The organism is Lactiplantibacillus mudanjiangensis, assembly GCF_005405385.1.
GTDB lineage: Bacteria > Bacillota > Bacilli > Lactobacillales > Lactobacillaceae > Lactiplantibacillus > Lactiplantibacillus mudanjiangensis.
In genome coordinates this window covers 78131-99310 of the sequence record NZ_BJDY01000006.1, presented here as the reverse complement: position 1 = coordinate 99310, position 21180 = coordinate 78131, and the positions used below count along the sequence as shown (strand labels likewise).

The 21180-nt window shown below is 46.1% G+C and carries 16 protein-coding genes and 1 riboswitch; of the genes, 13 read left to right on the top strand and 3 right to left on the bottom strand.

What is annotated here, in order from left to right:
• Nucleotides 1-9: 9 nt before the first annotated feature.
• The 5 genes from purM to FFM84_RS12895 all read left to right on the top strand — a co-directional run bounded on the left by purM (nucleotide 10) and on the right by FFM84_RS12895 (nucleotide 5923).
• Nucleotides 10-1035: a phosphoribosylformylglycinamidine cyclo-ligase gene (purM, locus tag FFM84_RS12915; protein WP_130845424.1), complete on the top strand. Its 1026-nt coding sequence runs from the start codon at nucleotides 10-12 to the stop codon at nucleotides 1033-1035.
• Nucleotides 1028-1606, top strand: coding sequence for a phosphoribosylglycinamide formyltransferase (gene purN / locus FFM84_RS12910; protein WP_130845425.1), 579 nt, complete (start codon nucleotides 1028-1030; stop codon nucleotides 1604-1606). The genes purM and purN overlap by 8 nt, the downstream gene beginning before the upstream one ends.
• A complete protein-coding gene (purH, locus tag FFM84_RS12905; RefSeq protein ID WP_130845426.1) occupies nucleotides 1607-3139 on the top strand; it encodes a bifunctional phosphoribosylaminoimidazolecarboxamide formyltransferase/IMP cyclohydrolase in 1533 nt (510 codons plus the stop codon).
• Between the two features lie 26 nt (nucleotides 3140-3165).
• Nucleotides 3166-4398, top strand: a complete 1233-nt coding sequence (gene purD / locus FFM84_RS12900; protein ID WP_130845427.1) for a phosphoribosylamine--glycine ligase — start codon at nucleotides 3166-3168, stop codon at nucleotides 4396-4398.
• 373 nt (nucleotides 4399-4771) lie between these two features.
• Complete coding sequence (locus FFM84_RS12895) at nucleotides 4772-5923, top strand: 5-methyltetrahydropteroyltriglutamate--homocysteine S-methyltransferase (protein ID WP_130845428.1); 1152 nt, start codon at nucleotides 4772-4774, stop codon at nucleotides 5921-5923.
• A gap of 627 nt (nucleotides 5924-6550) precedes the next feature.
• Here FFM84_RS12895 and FFM84_RS12890 read toward each other — a convergent pair.
• From FFM84_RS12890 to FFM84_RS12880, 3 genes are all read right to left on the bottom strand, one after another.
• Entirely contained in the window at nucleotides 6551-7855 is a 1305-nt protein-coding gene (locus tag FFM84_RS12890; protein ID WP_438502529.1) for an NCS2 family permease, read from the bottom strand.
• A gap of 152 nt (nucleotides 7856-8007) precedes the next feature.
• Nucleotides 8008-9345, bottom strand: coding sequence for a nucleobase:cation symporter-2 family protein (locus FFM84_RS12885; RefSeq protein ID WP_130845430.1), 1338 nt, complete (start codon nucleotides 9343-9345; stop codon nucleotides 8008-8010).
• Between the two features lie 59 nt (nucleotides 9346-9404).
• Nucleotides 9405-9503: riboswitch (purine riboswitch) on the bottom strand.
• A gap of 99 nt (nucleotides 9504-9602) precedes the next feature.
• Nucleotides 9603-11192 (bottom strand): PucR family transcriptional regulator, encoded by a 1590-nt coding sequence (locus FFM84_RS12880; RefSeq protein WP_130845431.1) that lies wholly within the window; start codon nucleotides 11190-11192, stop codon nucleotides 9603-9605.
• 318 nt (nucleotides 11193-11510) lie between these two features.
• Between FFM84_RS12880 and pyrR the strand changes: the two genes are divergently transcribed.
• The 8 genes from pyrR to pyrE all read left to right on the top strand — a co-directional run bounded on the left by pyrR (nucleotide 11511) and on the right by pyrE (nucleotide 20977).
• On the top strand, nucleotides 11511-12050 hold the full coding sequence (pyrR, locus tag FFM84_RS12875) for a bifunctional pyr operon transcriptional regulator/uracil phosphoribosyltransferase PyrR (RefSeq protein ID WP_130845432.1): 540 nt from the start codon (nucleotides 11511-11513) through the stop codon (nucleotides 12048-12050).
• 152 nt (nucleotides 12051-12202) lie between these two features.
• The gene (locus FFM84_RS12870) at nucleotides 12203-13159 is read left to right on the top strand and encodes an aspartate carbamoyltransferase catalytic subunit (protein WP_130845433.1); all 957 of its coding nucleotides are present in this window, start codon (nucleotides 12203-12205) and stop codon (nucleotides 13157-13159) included.
• On the top strand, nucleotides 13143-14426 hold the full coding sequence (gene pyrC / locus FFM84_RS12865) for a dihydroorotase (RefSeq protein ID WP_130845434.1): 1284 nt from the start codon (nucleotides 13143-13145) through the stop codon (nucleotides 14424-14426). Before FFM84_RS12870 ends, pyrC begins: the two co-directional genes overlap by 17 nt.
• A gap of 5 nt (nucleotides 14427-14431) precedes the next feature.
• Entirely contained in the window at nucleotides 14432-15526 is a 1095-nt protein-coding gene (gene carA / locus FFM84_RS12860) for a glutamine-hydrolyzing carbamoyl-phosphate synthase small subunit (RefSeq protein ID WP_130845435.1), read from the top strand.
• A complete protein-coding gene (gene carB, locus FFM84_RS12855) occupies nucleotides 15519-18695 on the top strand; it encodes a carbamoyl-phosphate synthase large subunit (RefSeq protein WP_130845436.1) in 3177 nt (1058 codons plus the stop codon). The genes carA and carB overlap by 8 nt, the downstream gene beginning before the upstream one ends.
• 11 nt (nucleotides 18696-18706) lie before the next feature.
• Nucleotides 18707-19624 (top strand): dihydroorotate dehydrogenase, encoded by a 918-nt coding sequence (locus FFM84_RS12850; protein WP_130845437.1) that lies wholly within the window; start codon nucleotides 18707-18709, stop codon nucleotides 19622-19624.
• A complete protein-coding gene (pyrF, locus tag FFM84_RS12845) occupies nucleotides 19621-20346 on the top strand; it encodes an orotidine-5'-phosphate decarboxylase (protein ID WP_130845438.1) in 726 nt (241 codons plus the stop codon). Before FFM84_RS12850 ends, pyrF begins: the two co-directional genes overlap by 4 nt.
• Complete coding sequence (gene pyrE, locus FFM84_RS12840; protein WP_130845439.1) at nucleotides 20339-20977, top strand: orotate phosphoribosyltransferase; 639 nt, start codon at nucleotides 20339-20341, stop codon at nucleotides 20975-20977. The genes pyrF and pyrE overlap by 8 nt, the downstream gene beginning before the upstream one ends.
• Nucleotides 20978-21180: the final 203 nt, after the last annotated feature.

Here is a 21180-nt window from a genome sequence, read left to right as displayed (position 1 = left end):
GTGAAGCAGGTGAGTGATGCCTATAAACAGGCTGGTGTCGATATCGATGCTGGCTATGCTGTGTTAAAAACGATCAAGCAAATGAGTGGTAATACGCAATTAGGGGCTTTTGGCGGCTTGTTTCCGCTAACGTCGAGTGACGTTGCTAATGAGCCCGTCTTAGTGGCAGGGACCGATGGGGTTGGAACGAAATTGTTAGTCGCTATTGCTGCACAACAACACACAACCATTGGCATTGATTTAGTGGCAATGTGTGTCAATGATATTTTGGCACAAGGTGCACGGCCGCAATTTTTCTTAGACTATTTGGGCCTTGGACATACCGATCAAACACGCGTAAAGGCAATTTTACAAGGCGTAGTCGCTGGCTGCAAACAGGCCGGGACCAGTTTAATTGGTGGCGAAACTGCCGAGATGCCCGACATGTATGGCAATGATCATTATGATTTAGCAGGTTTCGCAGTGGGAATTGCTAATCGAGCGGACTTACTGACACCAGACAATGTACGGGCTGGTGATGTGTTAATCGGCCTGCCGTCTAACGGATTGCATGCCAATGGTTTTAGCTTAGTACGCGATATTTTATTTAAACAACATCACTTTGAATTGACCCATCAATTTGCCGAACTTGATCACGATTTACAAACAGAACTTTTACGGCCAACACAAATCTATGTTGCTAGTGTCTTGCCACTGTTACAGCAAAAGTTAGTGGCCAGTATCGCTCATATTACTGGTGGTGGGTTGATTGAAAATGTGGCACGGGCATTACCAGCGGGCTTGAGCGCACAATTCGATTTAGGGTCTTGGTCAGTACCACCAATCATGTCGTTGCTAGCCAAATTAGGTGAGCTGACGCCGAGTGATATGCGCAGCACATTTAACCTGGGCTTAGGGATGGTCCTGATGGTGCATCCAGAAAATTTGGCGGCAACTAAAGCAGTATTAGCAGCGGGACAACAAGCGTATGTCGAGGTTGGCCGAGTGAATGCGGGCAATACGCCAGTGGCCTTTCAGGAGGCGGCGCATGCTTAAAAAGATTGCAGTTTTTGCTTCTGGCAATGGGACGAATTTTGTCGCGTTGCAGCAAGCGATTATTGACCGGTCAATACCGGCCGAGATCACGTTGCTGGTTTGCGATCAATCGTTGGCACCTGTTATTAAAAAAGCGCAGGATTTACAAGTGCCGGTGTTAGTCGTGAATTTTCATGATTATGCGACTAAGACGGCGGCTGAACAAATTATCTTAACCGCGCTGCAACGCGCGCAAGTTGAGGTAATCTTACTTGCCGGGTACATGCGCATTATCGGTGCCACGTTGTTAACGGCGTATCCCCATCGAATTTTAAACATTCACCCGGCGCTGTTACCAAAGTTTCCGGGTCGCCATGGGATTGAAGATGCTTTCCAGGCAGGGGTGAGCGAAACCGGCGTCACCATTCATTACATCGATGCGGGGGTCGATACTGGTCAAGTGATTGATCAGCGGGTCGTCCCCGTGTTATCAACTGATACGATCGAAAGTTTAGCCACGCGGATTCATACGGTGGAACATCAATTTTATCCAGACGTCTTACAGTCACTCATTAATGAAGGAGCTATTTAAATGACAAAACGGGCCTTATTAAGTGTATCTGATAAACAAGGATTAACAGCGTTTGCACAAGGATTAGTGGCATTAGATTATCAATTGGTTTCAACCGGTGGCACCAAAAAAGCGTTGGAAGCAGCTAATATTCCGGTGATGGGCATTGAAGACGTGACTGGATTTCCAGAAATGTTGGATGGTCGGGTTAAGACCTTACATCCAAATGTTCATGCTGGCTTATTAGCGCGACGCGATGTGCCTGCACATATGGCACAGTTGAAGGACGCTGGCATTACGCCAATTGATTTAGTTGTGGTTAATTTGTATCCGTTTAAGGCCACGATTCAACAACCTGATGTGACCCAAGCTGAAGCAATTGAACAAATTGATATCGGTGGCCCATCGATGTTACGTTCAGCGGCAAAAAACTTTGCGGCGGTATTACCAGTGGTTGATCCAGCGGACTATGCGGACCTGTTGACGGCGTTACAAACCGATACGGTTACGCCAGCTTTTCGGCAAAACTTAGCGGCCAAAGTATTTCAACATACGGCGGCTTACGATGCGTTAATTGCCCAATACTTAACGACTGAAACGTATCCTGAAAAGCTAACGTTAACTTATGATAAAAAACAAGCCTTGCGTTATGGCGAAAACAGTCATCAAACCGCGACCTTTTATGAAAATGCGTTGCCAACACCATTTTCAATTACTGGTGCCAAACAATTGCATGGTAAGGAATTGTCCTATAACAACATCAAAGATGCTGATGCTGCGCTACGAATGGTTAGTGAATATGCGCAACCAGCTGTAGTCGCGATGAAGCATATGAATCCATGTGGCGTGGGCTTAGGCGAAACGCTAGAAAGTGCTTGGGACAAAGCCTATGCTGCTGATTCGATTTCAATTTTTGGGGGCATTATTGCGGTAAACCGTCCTGTAGATGTGGCAACGGCCCAAAAGATGCATGAGCTATTCTTAGAAATTATTATTGCGCCCAGTTTTGATGATGAGGCCTATGCCGTTTTAGCGAAGAAAAAGAATTTACGGTTAATGACGGTTGATTTTAATCAAGCACATACGGCCGATGGTTTTGAAACGATTTCGGTTGGCGGTGGGTTATTACGCCAAGCAGTTGATCAAAAGATCGAAACGCCGGCTGATTTTACGGTTGTAACGAAACAACAACCTACGACTGAACAATTAAAGGCGTTAGCATTTGGCCAACAAGTGGTCAAACATGTGAAGAGTAATGCGATTGTGGTGACAACCACTGATCGGACCTTGGGCGTGGGTTCTGGTCAAATGAACCGGATTGATTCAACTAAGATTGCGATTGATAAAGCCATGCAACAACCAGGCTATGAACAAGCAATTTTAGCTTCGGATGCCTTTTTCCCAATGGACGATTGTGTTGAATATGCTGCCCAACATGGCATTCGCGCAATTGTACAACCAGGCGGAAGTATTCGAGATCAAGACTCAATTGCTATGGCTGACAAGTATGGCATTGCCATGGTGACAACTGGTGTGCGGCACTTCCGGCATTAATCAAGCAAAGGATGGTGGGTGACAAGATGGCAACGGTCTTAATTATTGGAAATGGTGGTCGCGAACATGCGATTGCCAAAGCGATGTTAGCTAGTCCACAAGTCGATACAGTGATATGCGCACCAGGTAATCCGGGAATGCAACGGGATGGCATTCAAACAGTTGCAATTGATGAACTAGACTTTGACGGGTTAGCGACCTTGGCCCGCCAACAAATGGTTAGTTTAACGTTTGTTGGTCCCGAAGTACCATTAGCAGCTGGAATTGTGGATTATTTTCAAGCAGCTGGTTTAGCTATTTTCGGTCCTCGACAAGCGACTGCCCAGCTTGAAAGTTCTAAGTTATTTGCTAAAGATTTTATGTCTCGTTACCAGATTCCAACCGCCGACTATCAGGTCTTTCATGATTTGGCCAGTGCACAAGCCTACAGTCAAACGGCTGCTTTACCACAGGTCATCAAGGTTGATGGGCTAGCGGCTGGTAAAGGCGTTACCGTTGCCACAACCTTAGTTCAAGCTGAACAAGCGTTAGTAGCGGCCTTTGCGACAACCGATACCGTCTTGATTGAAGGCTTTATGGCCGGATTTGAGTTTTCTCAAATGGTTTTGGTGGGTGGTGACAACTACGTGTTATTACCAACAGCACAAGACCATAAACGGTTGCAAGATGGTGATCTTGGCCCAAATACTGGCGGCATGGGGGCTTATTCACCAGTGCCACAAATTACACCGGCAATTGTCCAAACAACCATCCAAACCATTATTGAACCGACATTATGTGGGCTCAAGGCCGAAGGGTTAAGTTTTGAAGGCATTCTGTATGTTGGGGGTATTTTAACGGCGCAGGGTGTTCAAGTTATCGAATATAATTTGCGATTGGGCGATCCAGAAACCCAAATTTTGTTGCCACAACTGCAAGGGGACTTTTATCAACTCATTTTGGATCTCTTACAACATCGCCAACCGACTGTTAGTTGGCAAAAAAGTGAAACCTATCTAGGCGTTGTTTTAGCTGCACCTGGCTATCCGAATATGCCAGAAACCCATGTGCCCGTGCCGACGTTAGCTGGTGCTGATTATGCTAGCGTGGCCGGAACACCAGATCATTTAGTCAGTGTGGGTGGTCGGGTCATGATGGTGACTGCCAAGGCAGCAACGTTGGCGGCCGCACAAACGGCGGTTTATCGGCAATTGACACAACTTTCAACGGGTCGATTAATTTATCGGCATGATATTGGTGATAAAGGATTACAAAATTAATTTTAGTAGTCGCTTGACAATTATGAGAAAACGACTTATGATTTAGTCATCAATTTAATCGTAATTTAATTTTGCGTTGACGAGAAGAGTAAGTGACTAACTCAAGCAACAGTGAACCCGACTAGTGGAAACGGGTCTTGAGACGGCACTGAAGATGAGCTCTGAGCATGTCAGGTGGTTCACGCTACTTGGCCGGTTGCAACCGTTACTTTGCCAGGTATCAATTGGTACCATTGAGGCAGCGATCGTCAAGATCGTTACGAAGTAGGGTGGCAACGCGTTAAGCAAACGTCCCTTTTAATCACATTGGTGGTTAAAAGGGACGTTTTTTTTACGATTAAAATTAATTAAAAATTAGACAGGGGTTTTTCAAATGACAACAACAACTTTTACTAAACGCACCGTTTCACCATTCCGCTATGACGTCGTCGGTAGTTTATTACGTCCACAAGTTTTAAAGGATGCGCGGGCCCAATTCGCAGCCGGTCAATTAGATGCAGCTGGATTAAAAGCCGTTGAGGATACGAGTATTATTGAACTGATTAAGCAACAAGAAGCTGCTGGGCTAAAGGCCGTTACCGATGGGGAATTTCGGCGCAGTTGGTGGCATTTAGATTTTTTCTGGGGATTACAAGGTATCAGCAAGAAGCAATTAGACCAAGGCTACATTTTCCACGATGAAGAAACGCGGGCCGAAACCGCGACGGTGAGTGGCAAGTTAAGTGGGGCCAACCATCCGTTTGTGGATCATTTCAAATTTGTACAGGCACATGTTAGTGATGGTATTCAGGTTAAACAGACGATTCCGGCACCCGCACAATGTTTAGCAGAACTACAACGGCCAGAAAACCAAGCCGCCTTGCGTCAATACTATGCGACCGATGCCGAAGTTGTGGCTGATTTAGCGGCTGCGTATCATCAAGTGATCGAAGACTTGTATGCGGCTGGTGCGCGGACTATTCAATTGGACGACTGCACGTGGGGCATGTTAGCTGGAAACCATGCCAAGGGTGCCGAAACGGGCGAGGTTTCTGATCGTAATGATGCGGTATTAGATGAAAATAAACAGCTTTACTTAGATGTTAACAATGCAGCTATTAAAGATTTACCAGCCGATTTAACCATTACCACCCACATTTGTCGGGGAAATTATCATTCAACTTGGGCCTCTGCTGGTGGCTATGACAGTGTTGCTGATCCATTGTTCAATCAAGAAAACGTCAAAGCTTATTACTTAGAATACGATAGTGAACGTGCGGGTGGCTTTGAACCTTTGAAGTTGGTTAGCGATGACAAATTGGTCGTTTTAGGCTTGATTACATCTAAATCCGGTGAACTTGAAGATCGTCAAACGATCCTCAATCGGATTCAGGAAGCAGCCAAATATGTGCCATTAGATCGGTTATGCTTGAGTACGCAATGTGGATTTGCCTCGACTGAAGAAGGCAACGTCTTAACGTTTGATCAACAATGGGCCAAGATCGCCTTGGTTAAATCAATCGCCGAAGAAGTTTGGGGCGCTTAATTAAAAGTGGATCATCAAAAAAAGGTTGCGTCGGAATTTTAAAAAAATCCGATGCAACCTTTTTTTAGGTTTAACTAACTAAAGGTTGAAAGCTAGGTTTTAGCAATAATCGTTGATATGATAAGCATTCATCGATCAAAACTAGTCGTACTTGCCACCTACCGTTTGCCCACATTAAGCCGGAACGCTGTGGGCGGACCGGTTCAGCCAAAAAGCGGTCTGAACCGTCGTTTTGAACCACCAAGCCCGTGTTTCAAAAGCGCCAGGCTCTAAGCGATTTATCGCTTAGAGCCTCCCACGGCTGGGCTCAATGTGGGCTCACTCTCGGTTATAATAGTGATCACTAATTGATTAGCATCCACGTGATAACCGGAGTCAGCCAGTGATGGCGCCGGCCGTGAAAATATCGTTAGTCCGGATGATTTCCCCGGACTTTACGATATGGACGACTTTTGAGACTAGTGTTTTGGCTAGGCTCAAAAGCGAGGTGGAAGCCCGCACTTTGGCTGGAACCGGTCCCCACAGCCGGTAGAATCGCTGGTTGGCGTAGGTGAAAAATTTAATCCAACTTAAGCCAATGTTGCTAAGGTTTCGACCAATACATTTAACTTTCAAACTTTAGTTTAACTAAGCCACAAAAGCAAAGTAGAGTATAAAGACGACCATCATGGTCCACATGAGGGCATTGACTTCACGCCAACGACCTTTAACACTCATGGTAATAGGGTAGAAGATAAATCCAACGGCTAATCCTTCCGAAATACTGTAAGTCAACAGCATCATAATCATGGTGAAGAAGGCTGGCACGGCGATTTCAAATTTCGTCCAATCAATATATTGTACGTTTGATAACATTAAAATCCCAACGATGATTAACGCCGAAGCTGTGACGGCCGAAGTAATCACCGTTAAAATTGGTGAGAAGAAGGCGGCAATTGCAAATAAAATGGCTACGACAACGGAGGATAACCCGGTCCGGGCCCCAACAGCCACACCTGAAGTTGATTCCACGTAAGCGGTAGTTGGTGAGGTCCCAAAAATGGCACCTAAGGTTGTGGCAACCGCGCCACTGAATAAGGCTTTCCCAACGCCTTTAACTTCACCAGTTTTATGATTAACCATGCCGGCTTCGGTGGCAACCCCAACTAAGGTGCCCGATGTATCAAAGAGGCCGATGATAAAGAAAGTCAGAATCACAATAATCATTTGGAAGGAATTGATTTGGCCCAAATGCGTTACGGCAGCACCAAAGATTGGTTGCACACTAGGCACGCCACTGACAATTCCGGTTGGTAACGGGATGACTTGGAAGATCATGCCGACAACGGCAGTGATGAACATGCCCCAGAAGATGCCGCCAGTCACGTTAGCGGTCACTAACATCACGCCAACGATGATCCCGAAGATTGCGAGTAACACAGTTGGACTGTGTAAGTTACCTAACGCCACGGCGTTTGATTTGTTTGCCACGATGATTCCAGAGGTCTGTAACCCAGAAAAGGCGATAAATAGCCCAATCCCAGCTGAAACCGCATATTTCAACGCACTTGGAATCAAGTTGATTAATTTATCTCGTAGTTTTGATAGCGTCAATAAAATGAATAAGATCCCAGCAACAAAGACGCCCGCTAAAGCGGTTTGCCACGGAATATGCCATTCTTGGACGACGGTATAAGTGAAGAAGGCATTGAGGCCCATCCCCGGCGCTAAGGCAACTGGGAAGTTGGCGATAAGGCCCATTAGCAAACAGCCCACAATCGCAGCTAAAACGGTCGCCGTGAAGACGGCGGTTTTACTCATTCCAGCACTACCCAATAGTTCGGGGTTTACGGCCAGAATATAAGACATGGCTAAAAAGGTTGTGAGTCCACCGATAAGTTCACGCCGGACTGATGTGCGGTTTTCCCGCAAATGAAATAATTGCTCTAAAATGTTCTCCCGCTCCTAACATAATAAAAAGTTAACAATTCAACAATTATTCAGTATAACATACTGGTTTTTGCTTGAATAACTAAATTTATAACGCGGGAAGTTTGTAATCAATAAAAAAACCAGCGCGACCGGTGGCCGCGCTGGTTTTTAGATTAATGATCAGTTTCATTCAGGCCGACACTTTCTTCGTCGACGATCGGTTCAACTGTGTGGCGATTGAATAGCAGGTTCAATAAGACCGCAGCTAAACTCCCAACCACAACCCCATTATTTAACATGATTTGTAAGGCAGCTGGTAAGAATTGGAAAATATTGGTTTCAACAGTGACACCTAATCCTAGACCGATGGAAACGGCTGAGACCAATAAATTATTGTTATTTCGGAAGTCAACTTGGGCGAGCATTCGAATGCCTTGAACGCCGACAATTCCGAACATCACGACCATGGCGCCACCTAAAACCGGATCAGGGATAACCGTTGCGAGTGCGCCAATTTTTGGCAATAAGCCTAGTCCGATTAAGAAGAAGGCTGAAAAATAAATCGGTTTTCTAGTTTTGACACCTGATAATTGCAAAACACCAACGTTTTCTGAGAAGGTTGAGTAAGGGAAGGTGTTGAATAGCCCACCTAAGATGACTGCCAAACCTTCTGATCGATAACCACGTTTTAAGTCGTCACTGTCAATTTTGCGACCAGTGATATCACCAAGGGCAAAGAAGACCCCCGTTGATTCAACCATCGTTGTCAAAGAGACCAAGATCATTGTGACGATCGATGACCATTCAAAATGAGGTGTGCCGAAGTAAAAGAGGGTTGGTAAATGGAACCAGCTGGCTTCTGCGACAGGCTTTAAAGACACCATCCCAAAAGCGCCAGCCAATAATGTTCCCGCTAAGATCCCAATTAAAATGGCAACGGATTTAATAAATCCACGGCCAAAGACATTAATCAATAAAATAATGGCAATGGTTAAGAACCCCACGCCTAATGCCGGCAAGTTCCCAAAGTCTTTAGCTGTGGCATCGCCACCACCTAAGTTTTGGAAGGCAACCGGCATTAATGTGAATCCAATAATGGTAATTAACGATCCAGTGACTACCGGTGGAAAGAGATTCTTGATTCTTGAAAATAAGCCGGCAATTAAGAAGATGAAGATCCCCGCACCAATGATGGACCCGTACATGACACCGAGGCCATAAGTTTTACCAATTTCAATTAACGGATTGACCGCCTGCACGGCACAGCCAAGGACGACTGGTAAACCAATCCCCGTTAAAGGAGTCCGTTTTAATTGCAAGAGGGTTGCGATCCCACACATGAAAATATCGATGGAGACTAAATAAGTTAACTGTTGCTGAGTAAAATGTAGTGCCGCCCCAATCAATAGTGGGACTAACACGTCACCCGAATACATGGCTAATAAATGCTGAAAACCTAAGATCGCCGCTTTGACGTTGGAGGTTTTTGGCTTAGTGACAACTTCCTTCAAAAAAATCTTCCTCCTCAATTTTGCGAATTTGCCTGAAAAAAAGGCCACCCCGGGCAAACGGGATGGCCTCGTTTGCTTATAGTCCAGCGTTTACGGCGCTGGGTAGAAACTCGTCATCCATATCATGACATTATATAGGCAATAACTCGTATTTGAATGGGAATATCGTAACATAGATGAAAAACGAATACAAACGAAATCGAACTAAATAATGTTCGTGAAATCATTAGAAGCTGTTAAGACGGACATGAAAACGTTCACTTTTGAATTTGCCGATTATGCCACAGCAAGACGGCCATCTCCAAAGTTTGGGTTTGCTCAGGATCATCGAGATTAAGTGTCAGCATTTTTTCGACCTTTTTCAACCGATAAATGACAGTATTACGATGAATTGCCAAATGTCCGGCCACCTCGGCGATATTTTGATGATAGTAGAAATAGCCGTACAACGTGTTAAGCAAGTTCAATTGTTCATTCTCACTGACACCGCCGACTAAGCCGCCAAGGACCCGTTCGACAAAAGACTTGGCTTCGTTGCTAGGAATTAACGAGATTAATTCTTTTACATATTTTGGCCGATAGATCGTAATGGCATGGGGGCTATTTTTGCTGAGTGCTAAGGCTTCGGCGGCTTCATTATAAATCGTTGCCAGCTCGGTTAACGGTAATGTTGAGTAGCTATAACCGGCGATTAAGCGGGCCTGTTTATCCAGTCTTGGTTGAATAAAGTTCACTAGAGCTGCCAAGAAGTGCTGCGCATCTTGGTCATCATTGATCAGTAAGACCAGTTGCTGCTTGAGCGAGAACGCAATGACTTTAGCTTGATGTTCTTTAATGAACCACAGTGTCAGTTGTTGCACTTGCTCTAATAATCGATTACTGAGTAGAGTTTGCTGATGGGTGGTGACGAGAATGGTTGCACAATGAAATTTAGTGGTGGGCTCGATGCCGCGTGCTTTAAGCGTCTTATTGACGAGTTCGTTAGAAATACCACCATCCATCACGTTCAAGTAAAAACCACTTTGATTCCGAAAAGCCGATTCATTTAACATATCAACACGACTATTCACGAAACTGAGCGAGTTTAAAACGACTTGCGCCAACATTTGATCGGTCGAGTTGTCAGCATCTAAATTCAGCATACCGACAAACGCTTTATTTTCTTTGTACGCCGAAAATAGTGGCATGATCGTGAGTTGATCACGATTGTAGGCCACTGTTGTGGGGGTATGTAAGTTGAAATAATCAATTTGTGTTTGATTGCGTAAAAAGTCGGTGAGGGCACTGCGCGTCATCGGTAGGTCTTTGGACGCACTGACCACGCGGAAATGGCTATCCATCAAAAATAGGGGGTGACCAATCAATTCTGTACATTTATTTAAAACGGTGGTGTCAGCAGGATCTTTAATGAGTAGATCAGCTAACGTCTGGTTAACGGCCACGATATGACTCAGTTCGGCCGTTTGTGAGTTTAAAATCACCGTGAGCATCTTGCGCATGGTTTCTGAAATCAACTCATCAGCGGGGGTCACAATAATGGGAAAGTTGAGGTCGTCAGCTAGTGCTAAGACGTCGCTAGGTAAATGGTCAACATAGCGGCGGTCCTTAAATCCCAATCCCGCACAGTTGGCTTGATGCATGGCTTTAATTAAAGTTAATGGATTAGTCGTCGTGTTAATGAAAGGATAGCCATTGGTAATGAGAAATTGATGGGCAGTTAAATAACTCGCGATATCGGGTGATTCAATCATCCCGATATTATTAATTTCTCGATTGAGGCCGCGTTCACCTGCAATTACCCGCATTTTTTGCATTGATGGCAGTTGTAATAAAGTTTGTAGATGCATGATGAGGCCTCCTAAAAATTGGTTATCTTTCACAAGTAGTATACCGATAATTTGGCAGTTTGACTATAATTAAATGAAAAATAGATTAAAATAATATGAAATAAGTGGTCTAATTGCGTCAATAAAATCTGTCCTTGACACTGATTCGATATTTGGGTACACTGATTGCAATCAGACAAGCACCTTTAACTTAGTCCTGTGAGGCTAACAAGGGGAACGGTTAATTAGGAGTCTCCCACGCTTTTCGCAGGAAAAACGGGAGACTCTTTTTTTCAAAATTCTCCCGGTGGTCACTAAACAGAAATGGAGCTGACAAAGATGGCACGAGAAGTTGTCGACGCGATGACGATGCGCCGCGCCTTAACGCGGATCACTTACGAAATTATTGAACAAAACAAAGGGGTCGGAAATCTGGTCTTTATCGGGATTAAGACTCGAGGTATTTATTTGGCTGAACGGTTGGCCCAACGCCTAAAGCAACTCGAAGGTGTCGACGTACCTGTTGGTTCATTAGATATCACCTTATATCGTGATGATCATCATGCGATTGATGTGCAAGGTCAAGCGAAGTTGAACGGGGCTGAGATCCCGGTTGACATTAATGGCAAACACATCATTTTAGTCGACGACGTGTTATTTACGGGACGGACGGTTCGTGCAGCCTTGGATGCGTTAATGGATCAAGGACGGCCAGCTAAGATTTCATTAGCGGTCTTGGTTGATCGTGGGCATCGCGAATTACCAATTCGACCAGACTTTATTGGTAAGAACATCCCAACAGCCTTGGATGAACAAGTTAGCGTGGCCTTAGAAGAACATGATGGTCACGATGGCATTAGTATTGAAAAATTAGCCTAAAACTGAAAATTAACCATTTAATTGTTTCCAGAGAGGAACAAAACGGTTTGACCATGCGTGGTCGTTTAATCGGAGTCTAGCCTCTTTGCAAGCAATTTGCAGGAGCTAGACTTTTTTCTTTGGAAAAAAATCAAAAGGAGACGACGAACAACATGCAAGCAACGAATGATCTCGTGAGTGTTGACCAATTAACTAATGAAGATGTGACTTATTTTATTCGGCTAGCGCAAGCCTTTAAGCGCGGATTAACGGTGACATTGAACCGACCGGCCTTTGCAATGAACTTATTCTTTGAAAATAGTACGCGGACACATACCAGTTTTGAAATGGCTGAACGGCGGTTAGGCTTACAGGTGATTCCTTTTGACCCTAGAACCAGTTCGGTGACGAAAGGCGAAAGTTTGTTAGATACGCTCAAAACGATTCAAGCGATTGGTGTGGATTTGGCAGTGATTCGTCATCCTGAAGACAATTATTATCAAGACTTGCTGGCAGCCGAAATGCCAATCAGCTTGATTAATGCCGGCGACGGCAGCGGCCAACATCCATCACAATCATTGCTTGACATGTTGACCATTTATGAAGAATTCGGTCACTTTGACGGTTTGAAGATTGCGATTGTTGGGGATTTGGCACATTCACGCGTGGCACGGTCAAATATGGCGTTATTGACACAACTAGGTGCACAAGTCTTCTTTAGTGGACCTGAAGCTTGGATGCAACCAGAATTTACCGCTTACGGTGAATATCGGCCGCTCGATGAGTTAGTCGGCGAGATGGATGTCATGATGTTATTACGGGTACAACATGAACGGTTGCCACAAGCTAAAAATGCAGCTTTTGATGCGCAAGCCTATCATCAGCAGTATGGTTTGACGGTTGCGCGCGCCGCAAAAATGCCCAAGCAGGCAATTATCATGCATCCAGCGCCGGTCAATCGTGGGGTTGAGCTTGCTAGTGAACTAGTCGAAGCACCGCAATCACGGATCTTTCAACAAATGACCAACGGCATGTATGTGCGAATGGCGATGGTCGCCCATTTATTAGGGCAACGCGGTTTATTGGATGCACGTCAACTCGAGGAGGCTACCCATGTCAACTTTAATTAAAGATGCCAAGATATTAGTAGCTGGGCAATTAACGGTCAAAGACATTTTGGTCAAGGATGGCAAGATCTTAGCGATTGGTCATGACTTACACACGCAATATGGACCAGCTGATCATGTCATTTGTGCTGACCAACATTTTGTCACGCCTGGACTCGTTGATGTCCATGTCCATTTACGTGAACCTGGATTAACAGATAAAGAGACGATTGCGACTGGGACGATGGCCGCTGCTCATGGTGGGTTTACCACGATTGGCGCCATGCCCAATGTTGAACCGGTGCCAGATACGCCGGAAAAAGTGGCGTTGATGGTCGCCCAGAATGCGCAAAAGGCGCATGTCCATGTGGCCCAGTACGCTAGCATCACCAAAGATCGAACCAGTGAAACCCTCGTTGACTTTGATGGTGTTAAGCAAGCCGGCGCTTTTGCGGTTAGTAACGATGGTAGTGGGGTGCAAACGGCCAATACGATGTATCAAGCGATGGTGGCGGCCGCTAAAGTTGGCCTACCTTTAGCAGCGCATGTTGAAGATGCTGCATTGAAAGGTGACGGTGTGATGAATGCCGGTCCGGTAGCCGAGCGACTAGGGCTACCAGGGATTAGCAACGTGTCGGAATCCGCCCAATTAGCACGGGATGTGTTGTTAGCTCAGGCCAGTGGCGTGCATTACCATGTTTGTCACGTTTCAACTGCGGAAAGTGTACAAATTGTGCGCGCTGCTAAACAAGCGGGCATCAACGTCACTTGTGAAGTCGCCCCACACCATTTGCTCTTAACCGATGAAGATATCACGATGGATAATCCAATGTTAAAAATGAATCCACCGTTACGTTCACCTAAAGATCGAGCGGCTTTAATTGCCGGGTTGTTAGATGGGACGATCGATATGATTGCGACCGACCATGCGCCACATACAGATGCGCAAAAGTCCGGGTCAATGAAGACCGCGGCCTTTGGAATTACCGGGTTAGAAACCGCGTTTGCCACGATGTATACGACGTTTGTAAAAACGCGATTGTTAACACTTAGTCAATTGATTGACTTAATGAGTACCAAGCCAGCCCAACTGTTCGGTTTACACCATGCGGGGTGTTTAGAAGTTGGTGAACCAGCCGATTTAGCCATTATCGATCTTGATCACGCCTATGAAATTAAAGCGGATCAGATGTTATCTAAAGGACATAATTCACCATTTATTGGCTGGCAAGTCTATGGTCAAGTGTTGATGACGTTAGTTGACGGTCAAGTCGTTTACGGAAAGGAATAACCAACATGCAACGATATTTAGTTTTAGCAGATGGGGCGGTTTATCCGGGAACTGGTTTTGGCGCACCTAGCGCCACAATTGGTGAATTGGTTTTTAATACCGGGATGAGCGGCTATCAAGAATCGATTACCGATCAATCGTATAACGGTGAAATCCTCATGTTTACCTATCCGTTAATCGGTAATTATGGGATTAATCGTGATGATCATGAATCGATCACGCCAACGTGTAAAGGGGTGGTTGTCCATGAACTCGCTCGCCGTGCCAGCAATTGGCGTAGTGAACAATCCTTAGATGATTACTTGAAGCAAAATGGGATTCCGGGGATTGCCGATATTGATACCCGGGCGGTGACGAAACATATTCGTGAAGTTGGGGCGATGAAAGCGACGATTGTCGACGAGGTCAAACCGGATACAGTCTCACAATTACAAGCAACGGTTCTCAATCAAGCGGTCGTCGCTGAAAGTTCAACGAGCAATGCTTATCCCAATCCGGCAACTGGTCCAAACGTCGTAGTCGTTGACTTTGGCTTGAAACACTCCATCTTGCGTGAACTGGCTAAACGCCACTGTAATTTAACGGTGTTGCCATATAATGCCACGGCTGGTCAAATTATGGCCTTGAATCCTGATGGGGTGATGCTAACCAATGGCCCTGGTGATCCGAAGGCTGTACCGGCAGCCTTAACCATGATTCGTGAAGTTGAACAACAAGTGCCTTTATTTGGGATTTGCTTAGGTCACCAATTGTTTGCCTTAGCCAACGGTGCAGATACATTTAAGATGAAGTTCGGTCATCGCGGCTTTAATCATCCGGTTCGTGAAATTGCCACTGGCCGGATTGACTTTACATCGCAAAACCATGGTTACGCGGTTGATCGTGAATCATTAGCCGAGACCGACTTGTTGCTCACCCATGAAGAAATTAACGATGGCACGGTTGAAGGTGTCCGTCATCGCCGTTATCCAGCCTTTTCAGTGCAGTATCATCCTGATGCGGCCCCTGGTCCACATGATGCCGATCATATTTTTGACGAATTTATTGATTTAATGACAGCCCACCAAGCTGAACGGAAAGGAAGCTCATTCAATGCCTAAACGGACAGATATTCATAAGATCATGGTCATTGGTTCTGGCCCCATTATTATTGGGCAAGCCGCTGAATTTGACTACTCAGGCACCCAAGCTTGTTTAGCGTTAAAGGAACTTGGTTACGAAGTCGTCTTGGTGAACTCCAATCCAGCGACGATTATGACTGATCGTGAAATTGCCGATCACGTTTACTTGGAACCCATCACGTTAGAATTCGTCTCACAGATCTTACGTAAAGAACAACCGGATGCCATTTTACCAACATTGGGTGGGCAGCAAGGGTTGAATATGGCAATGGAACTTGCCGATTCTGGTATTTTAAAAGATTTGGCTATTGAACTCCTCGGCACTAAGTTGAGTGCGATTGATCAAGCCGAAGATCGTGAACAATTTAAGGCTTTGATGGAACAATTGGGTGAACCGGTGCCGGCTTCTGGGATTGCGCGAACCACGCAAGAAGCGTTGGATTTTGCCGAAAAAACCGGATATCCCGTGATTGTACGGCCAGCCTTTACCATGGGGGGCACCGGCGGAGGGATTGCGGAAAACGCGCAAGACCTCGCCACGATTGCAGAAAATGGGTTGTCATTATCACCAGTCACGCAAGTTCTGATTGAACAAAGTATTGCGGGCTACAAAGAAATTGAATTTGAAGTGATGCGCGATGCCGCTGATAACGCGATGGTGGTCTGCAACATGGAAAACTTTGATCCGGTCGGCATTCATACTGGGGATTCAATCGTGTATGCACCGGTGCAAACCTTGGCAGATCGTGAAGTTCAAATGTTACGGGATGCGGCTTTGAAGATTATTCGCGCGTTGAAGATTGAAGGGGGCTGTAACGTCCAGCTCGCGTTAGATCCAAACAGTTTTAACTATTACATTATTGAAGTGAATCCGCGGGTGAGTCGCTCATCAGCTTTAGCCTCTAAAGCGACCGGCTATCCGATTGCCAAGATGGCGGCTAAAATTGCGGTAGGCTTACATTTAGACGAAATCAAAAATCCGGTGACGGGGACGACTTTTGCCGAATTTGAACCAGCGTTGGACTATGTGGTTTGCAAGATTCCACGCTGGCCGTTTGATAAGTTTACCCATGCAGATCGGCGTTTAGGCACGCAGATGAAAGCGACAGGGGAAGTCATGGCGATTGGCCGTAATATTGAAGAGGCCACACTAAAAGCCGTACGCTCCCTCGAAATTGGGGTTACTTATTTGAATGAACCAGCATTGGCTCAGGTGGATGACGATACATTGAGCGACAAACTTATTCATGCGCAAGATGATCGGCTCTTCTATCTAGCCGAAGCGATTCGGCGCGGCTATCAAATTGAAGAACTTGCTGAGATTACGAAAATTAATGTGTTCTTCCTGGATAAGTTGTTACACGTTATTGAATTAGAACAAGATCTACAAGCTCATCCCGATGATTTAGCGGTCTTAACGACGGCTAAGCGTAACGGCTTTGCTGATGCGACGGTCGCGGATTTCTGGAATGAGACTGCGGATACGGTGCGTCAATTCCGAACAGCACACGATTTACAGCCTGTGTATAAAATGGTGGATACGTGTGCCGGTGAGTTCGCATCAACGACACCTTATTATTATGGGACTTATGAGTTTGAAAACGAAAGCCAAGTGAGCGACCGACCATCGGTGTTAGTGCTTGGTTCGGGTCCCATTCGAATTGGACAAGGGGTCGAATTCGATTACGCCACGGTGCATTCGGTTAAAGCCTTACAAAAGGCGGGTTACGAAGCGATTATCATGAACAGTAATCCAGAAACCGTCTCAACTGACTTCTCGATTTCGGACAAATTGTACTTTGAACCATTGACCTTAGAAGATGTTCTCAATGTGATTGATCTTGAACAACCACTCGGGGTGATCGTACAGTTCGGTGGACAAACGGCGATTAACTTAGCCGCCCCGCTAGCCGCACATGGTGTGAAAATCTTGGGTACAAGTGTTGACGATGTCGACCGGGCCGAAGATCGTGATGAATTTGATCAAGTCATTAAAAGTTTAAATATTCCCCAACCAGCCGGGGATACGGCTAGTGACGAAGCGACCGCGTTAACGATTGCCGACAAATTAGGCTATCCCGTTCTGGTTCGGCCTAGTTATGTGTTAGGTGGTCGGGCGATGGAAATTGTCAAGAAACGCGCGGATCTTGATTACTACATGCATAACGCGGTACAAGTGTCACATGACCATCCGGTACTTATTGACCGGTATTTGGTCGGTAAGGAATGTGAAGTGGATGCCATTTGTGATGGGAAAACGGTCTTAATTCCGGGCATTATGGAACACATCGAACGAGCTGGGGTTCACTCGGGAGATTCAATGGCGGTTTATCCACCACAATCGTTATCCACAGCCGTGCAACAACAAATTGTGCAATACACACAACAACTAGCATTGACCTTAAACTGTGTTGGGATGATGAATATTCAGTTTGTCATTCATGACGAACAAGTTTATGTCATTGAAGTGAATCCACGCGCTAGTCGGACGGTGCCATTCTTAAGCAAGGTCACTGGGATTGCGATGGCCCAAGTAGCAACGCGGGTCATCTTAGGCGAAAGTTTAGCGAGTCAAGGCTTCGAAACGGGCTTAGTTCAACCAGGACCATTAGTGCATGTTAAAGCGCCGGTCTTCTCTTTCTCAAAACTCAACCAAGTCGATAGTTTGCTTGGACCTGAAATGAAGTCGACTGGGGAAGTCATGGGGAGTGATCAAACGATGGCTAAGGCATTGTATAAAGCCTTTGAAGCGGCTAAATTACATGTGCCTGCCCATGGTCATGTGTTGATCACAGTTCGCGATGAGGATAAACCAGAAGCATTGAAACTCGCGCAACGATTCTACAACTTGGGTTATCAATTGTTGGCGACGAGTGGAACGGCGACTTATTTGGCCGATCATGACTTAGCCGTGCAAGTTGTCGATAAGGTGGCAACCGGTGAACATGACTTGTTACATCAAATGGAAGCTGGCCAGATTCAAGTGGTGATTAACACGGTATCTGATGAGGATCATGCGGCCGATGATGGGGCGCTGATTCGAAATACCTCGATTGCTCATGGGGTGCCATTGTTTACGGCCCTCGATACCGTCGCGGCGATCTTACAAGTCTTAGAATCACAATCATTTGTCACACAAGCATTATAGGAGGCGCAAACATGGGACGATTAACCGTTGATTTAGCAGGTGTTAAGTTAGATAATCCAGTGATGCCAGCAAGTGGCACCGCGGCGTATGGTCAGGAGATGGCCCGTCAATTAGATTTGGGGATGCTCGGTGGGCTGGTCATTAAATCCACAACTGCCGCACCTAAAGTCGGCAATGCCCGGCCAACCACGGCGGAAACGAGCGCAGGTTGGTTAAATGCGATTGGCTTGAAAAACCCTGGAATTGATGTTGTGATGGCTGAAAAATTACCATGGCTAGCAACGCGTTACCCCAATTTGCCAATCATCGGTAGTGTGGCCGGCAGTACATTTGATGAATATGTCACGGTGGCAATTAAAATGGCGGCGGCGCCAAATGTGAAATTATTGGAAATCAATATCTCATGTCCGAATGTTGAACAAGGTGGGTTAGCGTTTGGAACTGATCCAGCGATGGTGGAAAACTTAACCCGGGCAATCGTGATGGCGGTGGATAAGCCGGTCTTCATGAAACTTACCCCTAATGTGACGAATATCGTTCCCATTGCAGCAGCTGCCGAAGCGGGTGGTGCCAGTGGCTTAACGATGATTAACACGTTGACCGGGATGGGGATTGATTTAAAGACGCGCCAGCCCATCTTGGCCCACGGTACTGGCGGCTTGTCAGGTAAGGCGATTCATCCATTAGCGGTGCGCATGATTCATGAGGTCCGGCAACAAACGAAATTGCCAATCATTGGGGTTGGGGGCGTCTTCACACCAGAAGACGTCTTGGAATTCTATCTAGCGGGTGCGAATGCTGTTGAAGTTGGTGCGGCCACTTATGGCAATCCAACGGCTTGTACCGATATCATCGCTGGTTTGCCAGCCGCGATGGATCACTATGGAATCAGTAGCTTGCAAGCACTGATTGCGGAGGTGCAAGGATGAAACGACCATTGTTTATCGCCTTGGACTTTCCAACGGCGGCGACGGCACTAGCCTTTTTAGATCAGTTTCCAGCTAATCAAACGTTGGCTGTTAAAATCGGCATGGAATTGTTTTACGCTGCTGGACCAACCATTATTGAAGCGGTTCAAAAACGTGGACACACGGTGTTCTTAGACTTGAAGTTGCATGATATTCCACATACGGTTGAATCAGCGATGCGGGTACTTGGTCGTTTGGGTGTCCGTTATACGACCGTCCATGCTGCAGGTGGACACGTGATGTTGGCAGCTGCTAAAGCCGGGCTAGTTGCCGGCGCCAAAGAAGCCGGGTTACCAGCGCCCAAGTTATTGGCTATTACCCAATTAACTTCAACGGATCAAGCTACCTTAAATGTTGATCAACAAATTCCAGGAACGGTGCGTGATAGTGTCGTCCATCTTGCCCAAGTCGCTCAAGCCAGTGGCTGTGATGGGGTGATTTGTTCAGCGCAAGAAGTTGCGGCAATTCATCAGGCAGTTGGTCCGGACTTCTTGGGAATCACGCCAGGTATTCGACCTGCGCAAGCAACGGCTGATGATCAACAACGGGTTATGACCCCAACTGCCGCTGCACAAGCCGGCAGTAATGGCTTAGTGATTGGTCGGCCGATTACACAGGCCACTGATCCCGTTCACGCTTATCAACAACTACTAACAGAATGGAGTAATGTTAATCATGACTGAAATTGCTGAAACGATCGCGCAAGATTTATTAACGATTAAGGCGGTCACATTAAAACCACAAGATCCGTTTACATGGGCCAGTGGAATTCACAGTCCGATTTATACGGATAATCGCTTGACGATTTCTTATCCAAAAGTCCGGAATCATATTGCGCAAGGCATTGCTGACTTAATTCGTACAAATTATCCACAAGCTGAAGTGATTGCCGGTGTGGCAACGGCGGGAATCCCACATGCCGCTTGGGTAGCCCAATTATTAGATTTGCCATTGATTTATGTGCGTTCAAAGCCTAAGGATCATGGGGCCGGTCGTCAAATTGAAGGTGTCTTAACACCCGGACAAAAAGTTGTGATGCTTGATGACTTGATTTCAACAGGCGGGAGTGTCTTACAGGCCGCCAAAGCCGTACAAGCCGAAGGTGGCGATATTGTGGCAGTCGGATCGGTGTTTAGCTATGAACTAGATGCGGCCACAACGAACTTTGCGGCCGCTGACTTACCGTTGTTCAGTTTGTCGAATTATTCAACCCTGATTAAGGTGGCCCGTGAAGCCGATTATATCGATGATGCTGGGTTAGCATCGTTACACGCTTGGCGTCAAAACCCAACGACTTGGACCCCACAAGTTTAGTTTTCTAGTGAGTGTCATTACATTAAGTGGGGCGTAACTTGCCACCTACCGTTCGCCCACATTAAGCCGGAACGCGGTGGGTGGACCGGTTCAGCCAAAAAGCGGTCTGAACCGTCGTTTTGAACCACCCAACCCGTGTTTCAAAAGCGCCAAGCTCTAAGCGATAAATCGCTAAGAGCTCCCACGGCTGGGCTCAATGTGAG

Coding starts and splice junctions, on each gene's coding strand:
- purN (WP_130845425.1), top strand. CDS start 1,028: ATGCTTAAAAAGATTGCAGTTTTTGCTTCTGGCAATGGGACGAATTTT.
- purH (WP_130845426.1), top strand. CDS start 1,607: ATGACAAAACGGGCCTTATTAAGTGTATCTGATAAACAAGGATTAACA.
- purD (WP_130845427.1), top strand. CDS start 3,166: ATGGCAACGGTCTTAATTATTGGAAATGGTGGTCGCGAACATGCGATT.
- FFM84_RS12895 (WP_130845428.1), top strand. CDS start 4,772: ATGACAACAACAACTTTTACTAAACGCACCGTTTCACCATTCCGCTAT.
- FFM84_RS12880 (WP_130845431.1), bottom strand. CDS start 11,192: ATGCATCTACAAACTTTATTACAACTGCCATCAATGCAAAAAATGCGG.
- pyrR (WP_130845432.1), top strand. CDS start 11,511: ATGGCACGAGAAGTTGTCGACGCGATGACGATGCGCCGCGCCTTAACG.
- FFM84_RS12870 (WP_130845433.1), top strand. CDS start 12,203: ATGCAAGCAACGAATGATCTCGTGAGTGTTGACCAATTAACTAATGAA.
- pyrC (WP_130845434.1), top strand. CDS start 13,143: ATGTCAACTTTAATTAAAGATGCCAAGATATTAGTAGCTGGGCAATTA.
- carA (WP_130845435.1), top strand. CDS start 14,432: ATGCAACGATATTTAGTTTTAGCAGATGGGGCGGTTTATCCGGGAACT.
- carB (WP_130845436.1), top strand. CDS start 15,519: ATGCCTAAACGGACAGATATTCATAAGATCATGGTCATTGGTTCTGGC.
- FFM84_RS12850 (WP_130845437.1), top strand. CDS start 18,707: ATGGGACGATTAACCGTTGATTTAGCAGGTGTTAAGTTAGATAATCCA.
- pyrF (WP_130845438.1), top strand. CDS start 19,621: ATGAAACGACCATTGTTTATCGCCTTGGACTTTCCAACGGCGGCGACG.
- pyrE (WP_130845439.1), top strand. CDS start 20,339: ATGACTGAAATTGCTGAAACGATCGCGCAAGATTTATTAACGATTAAG.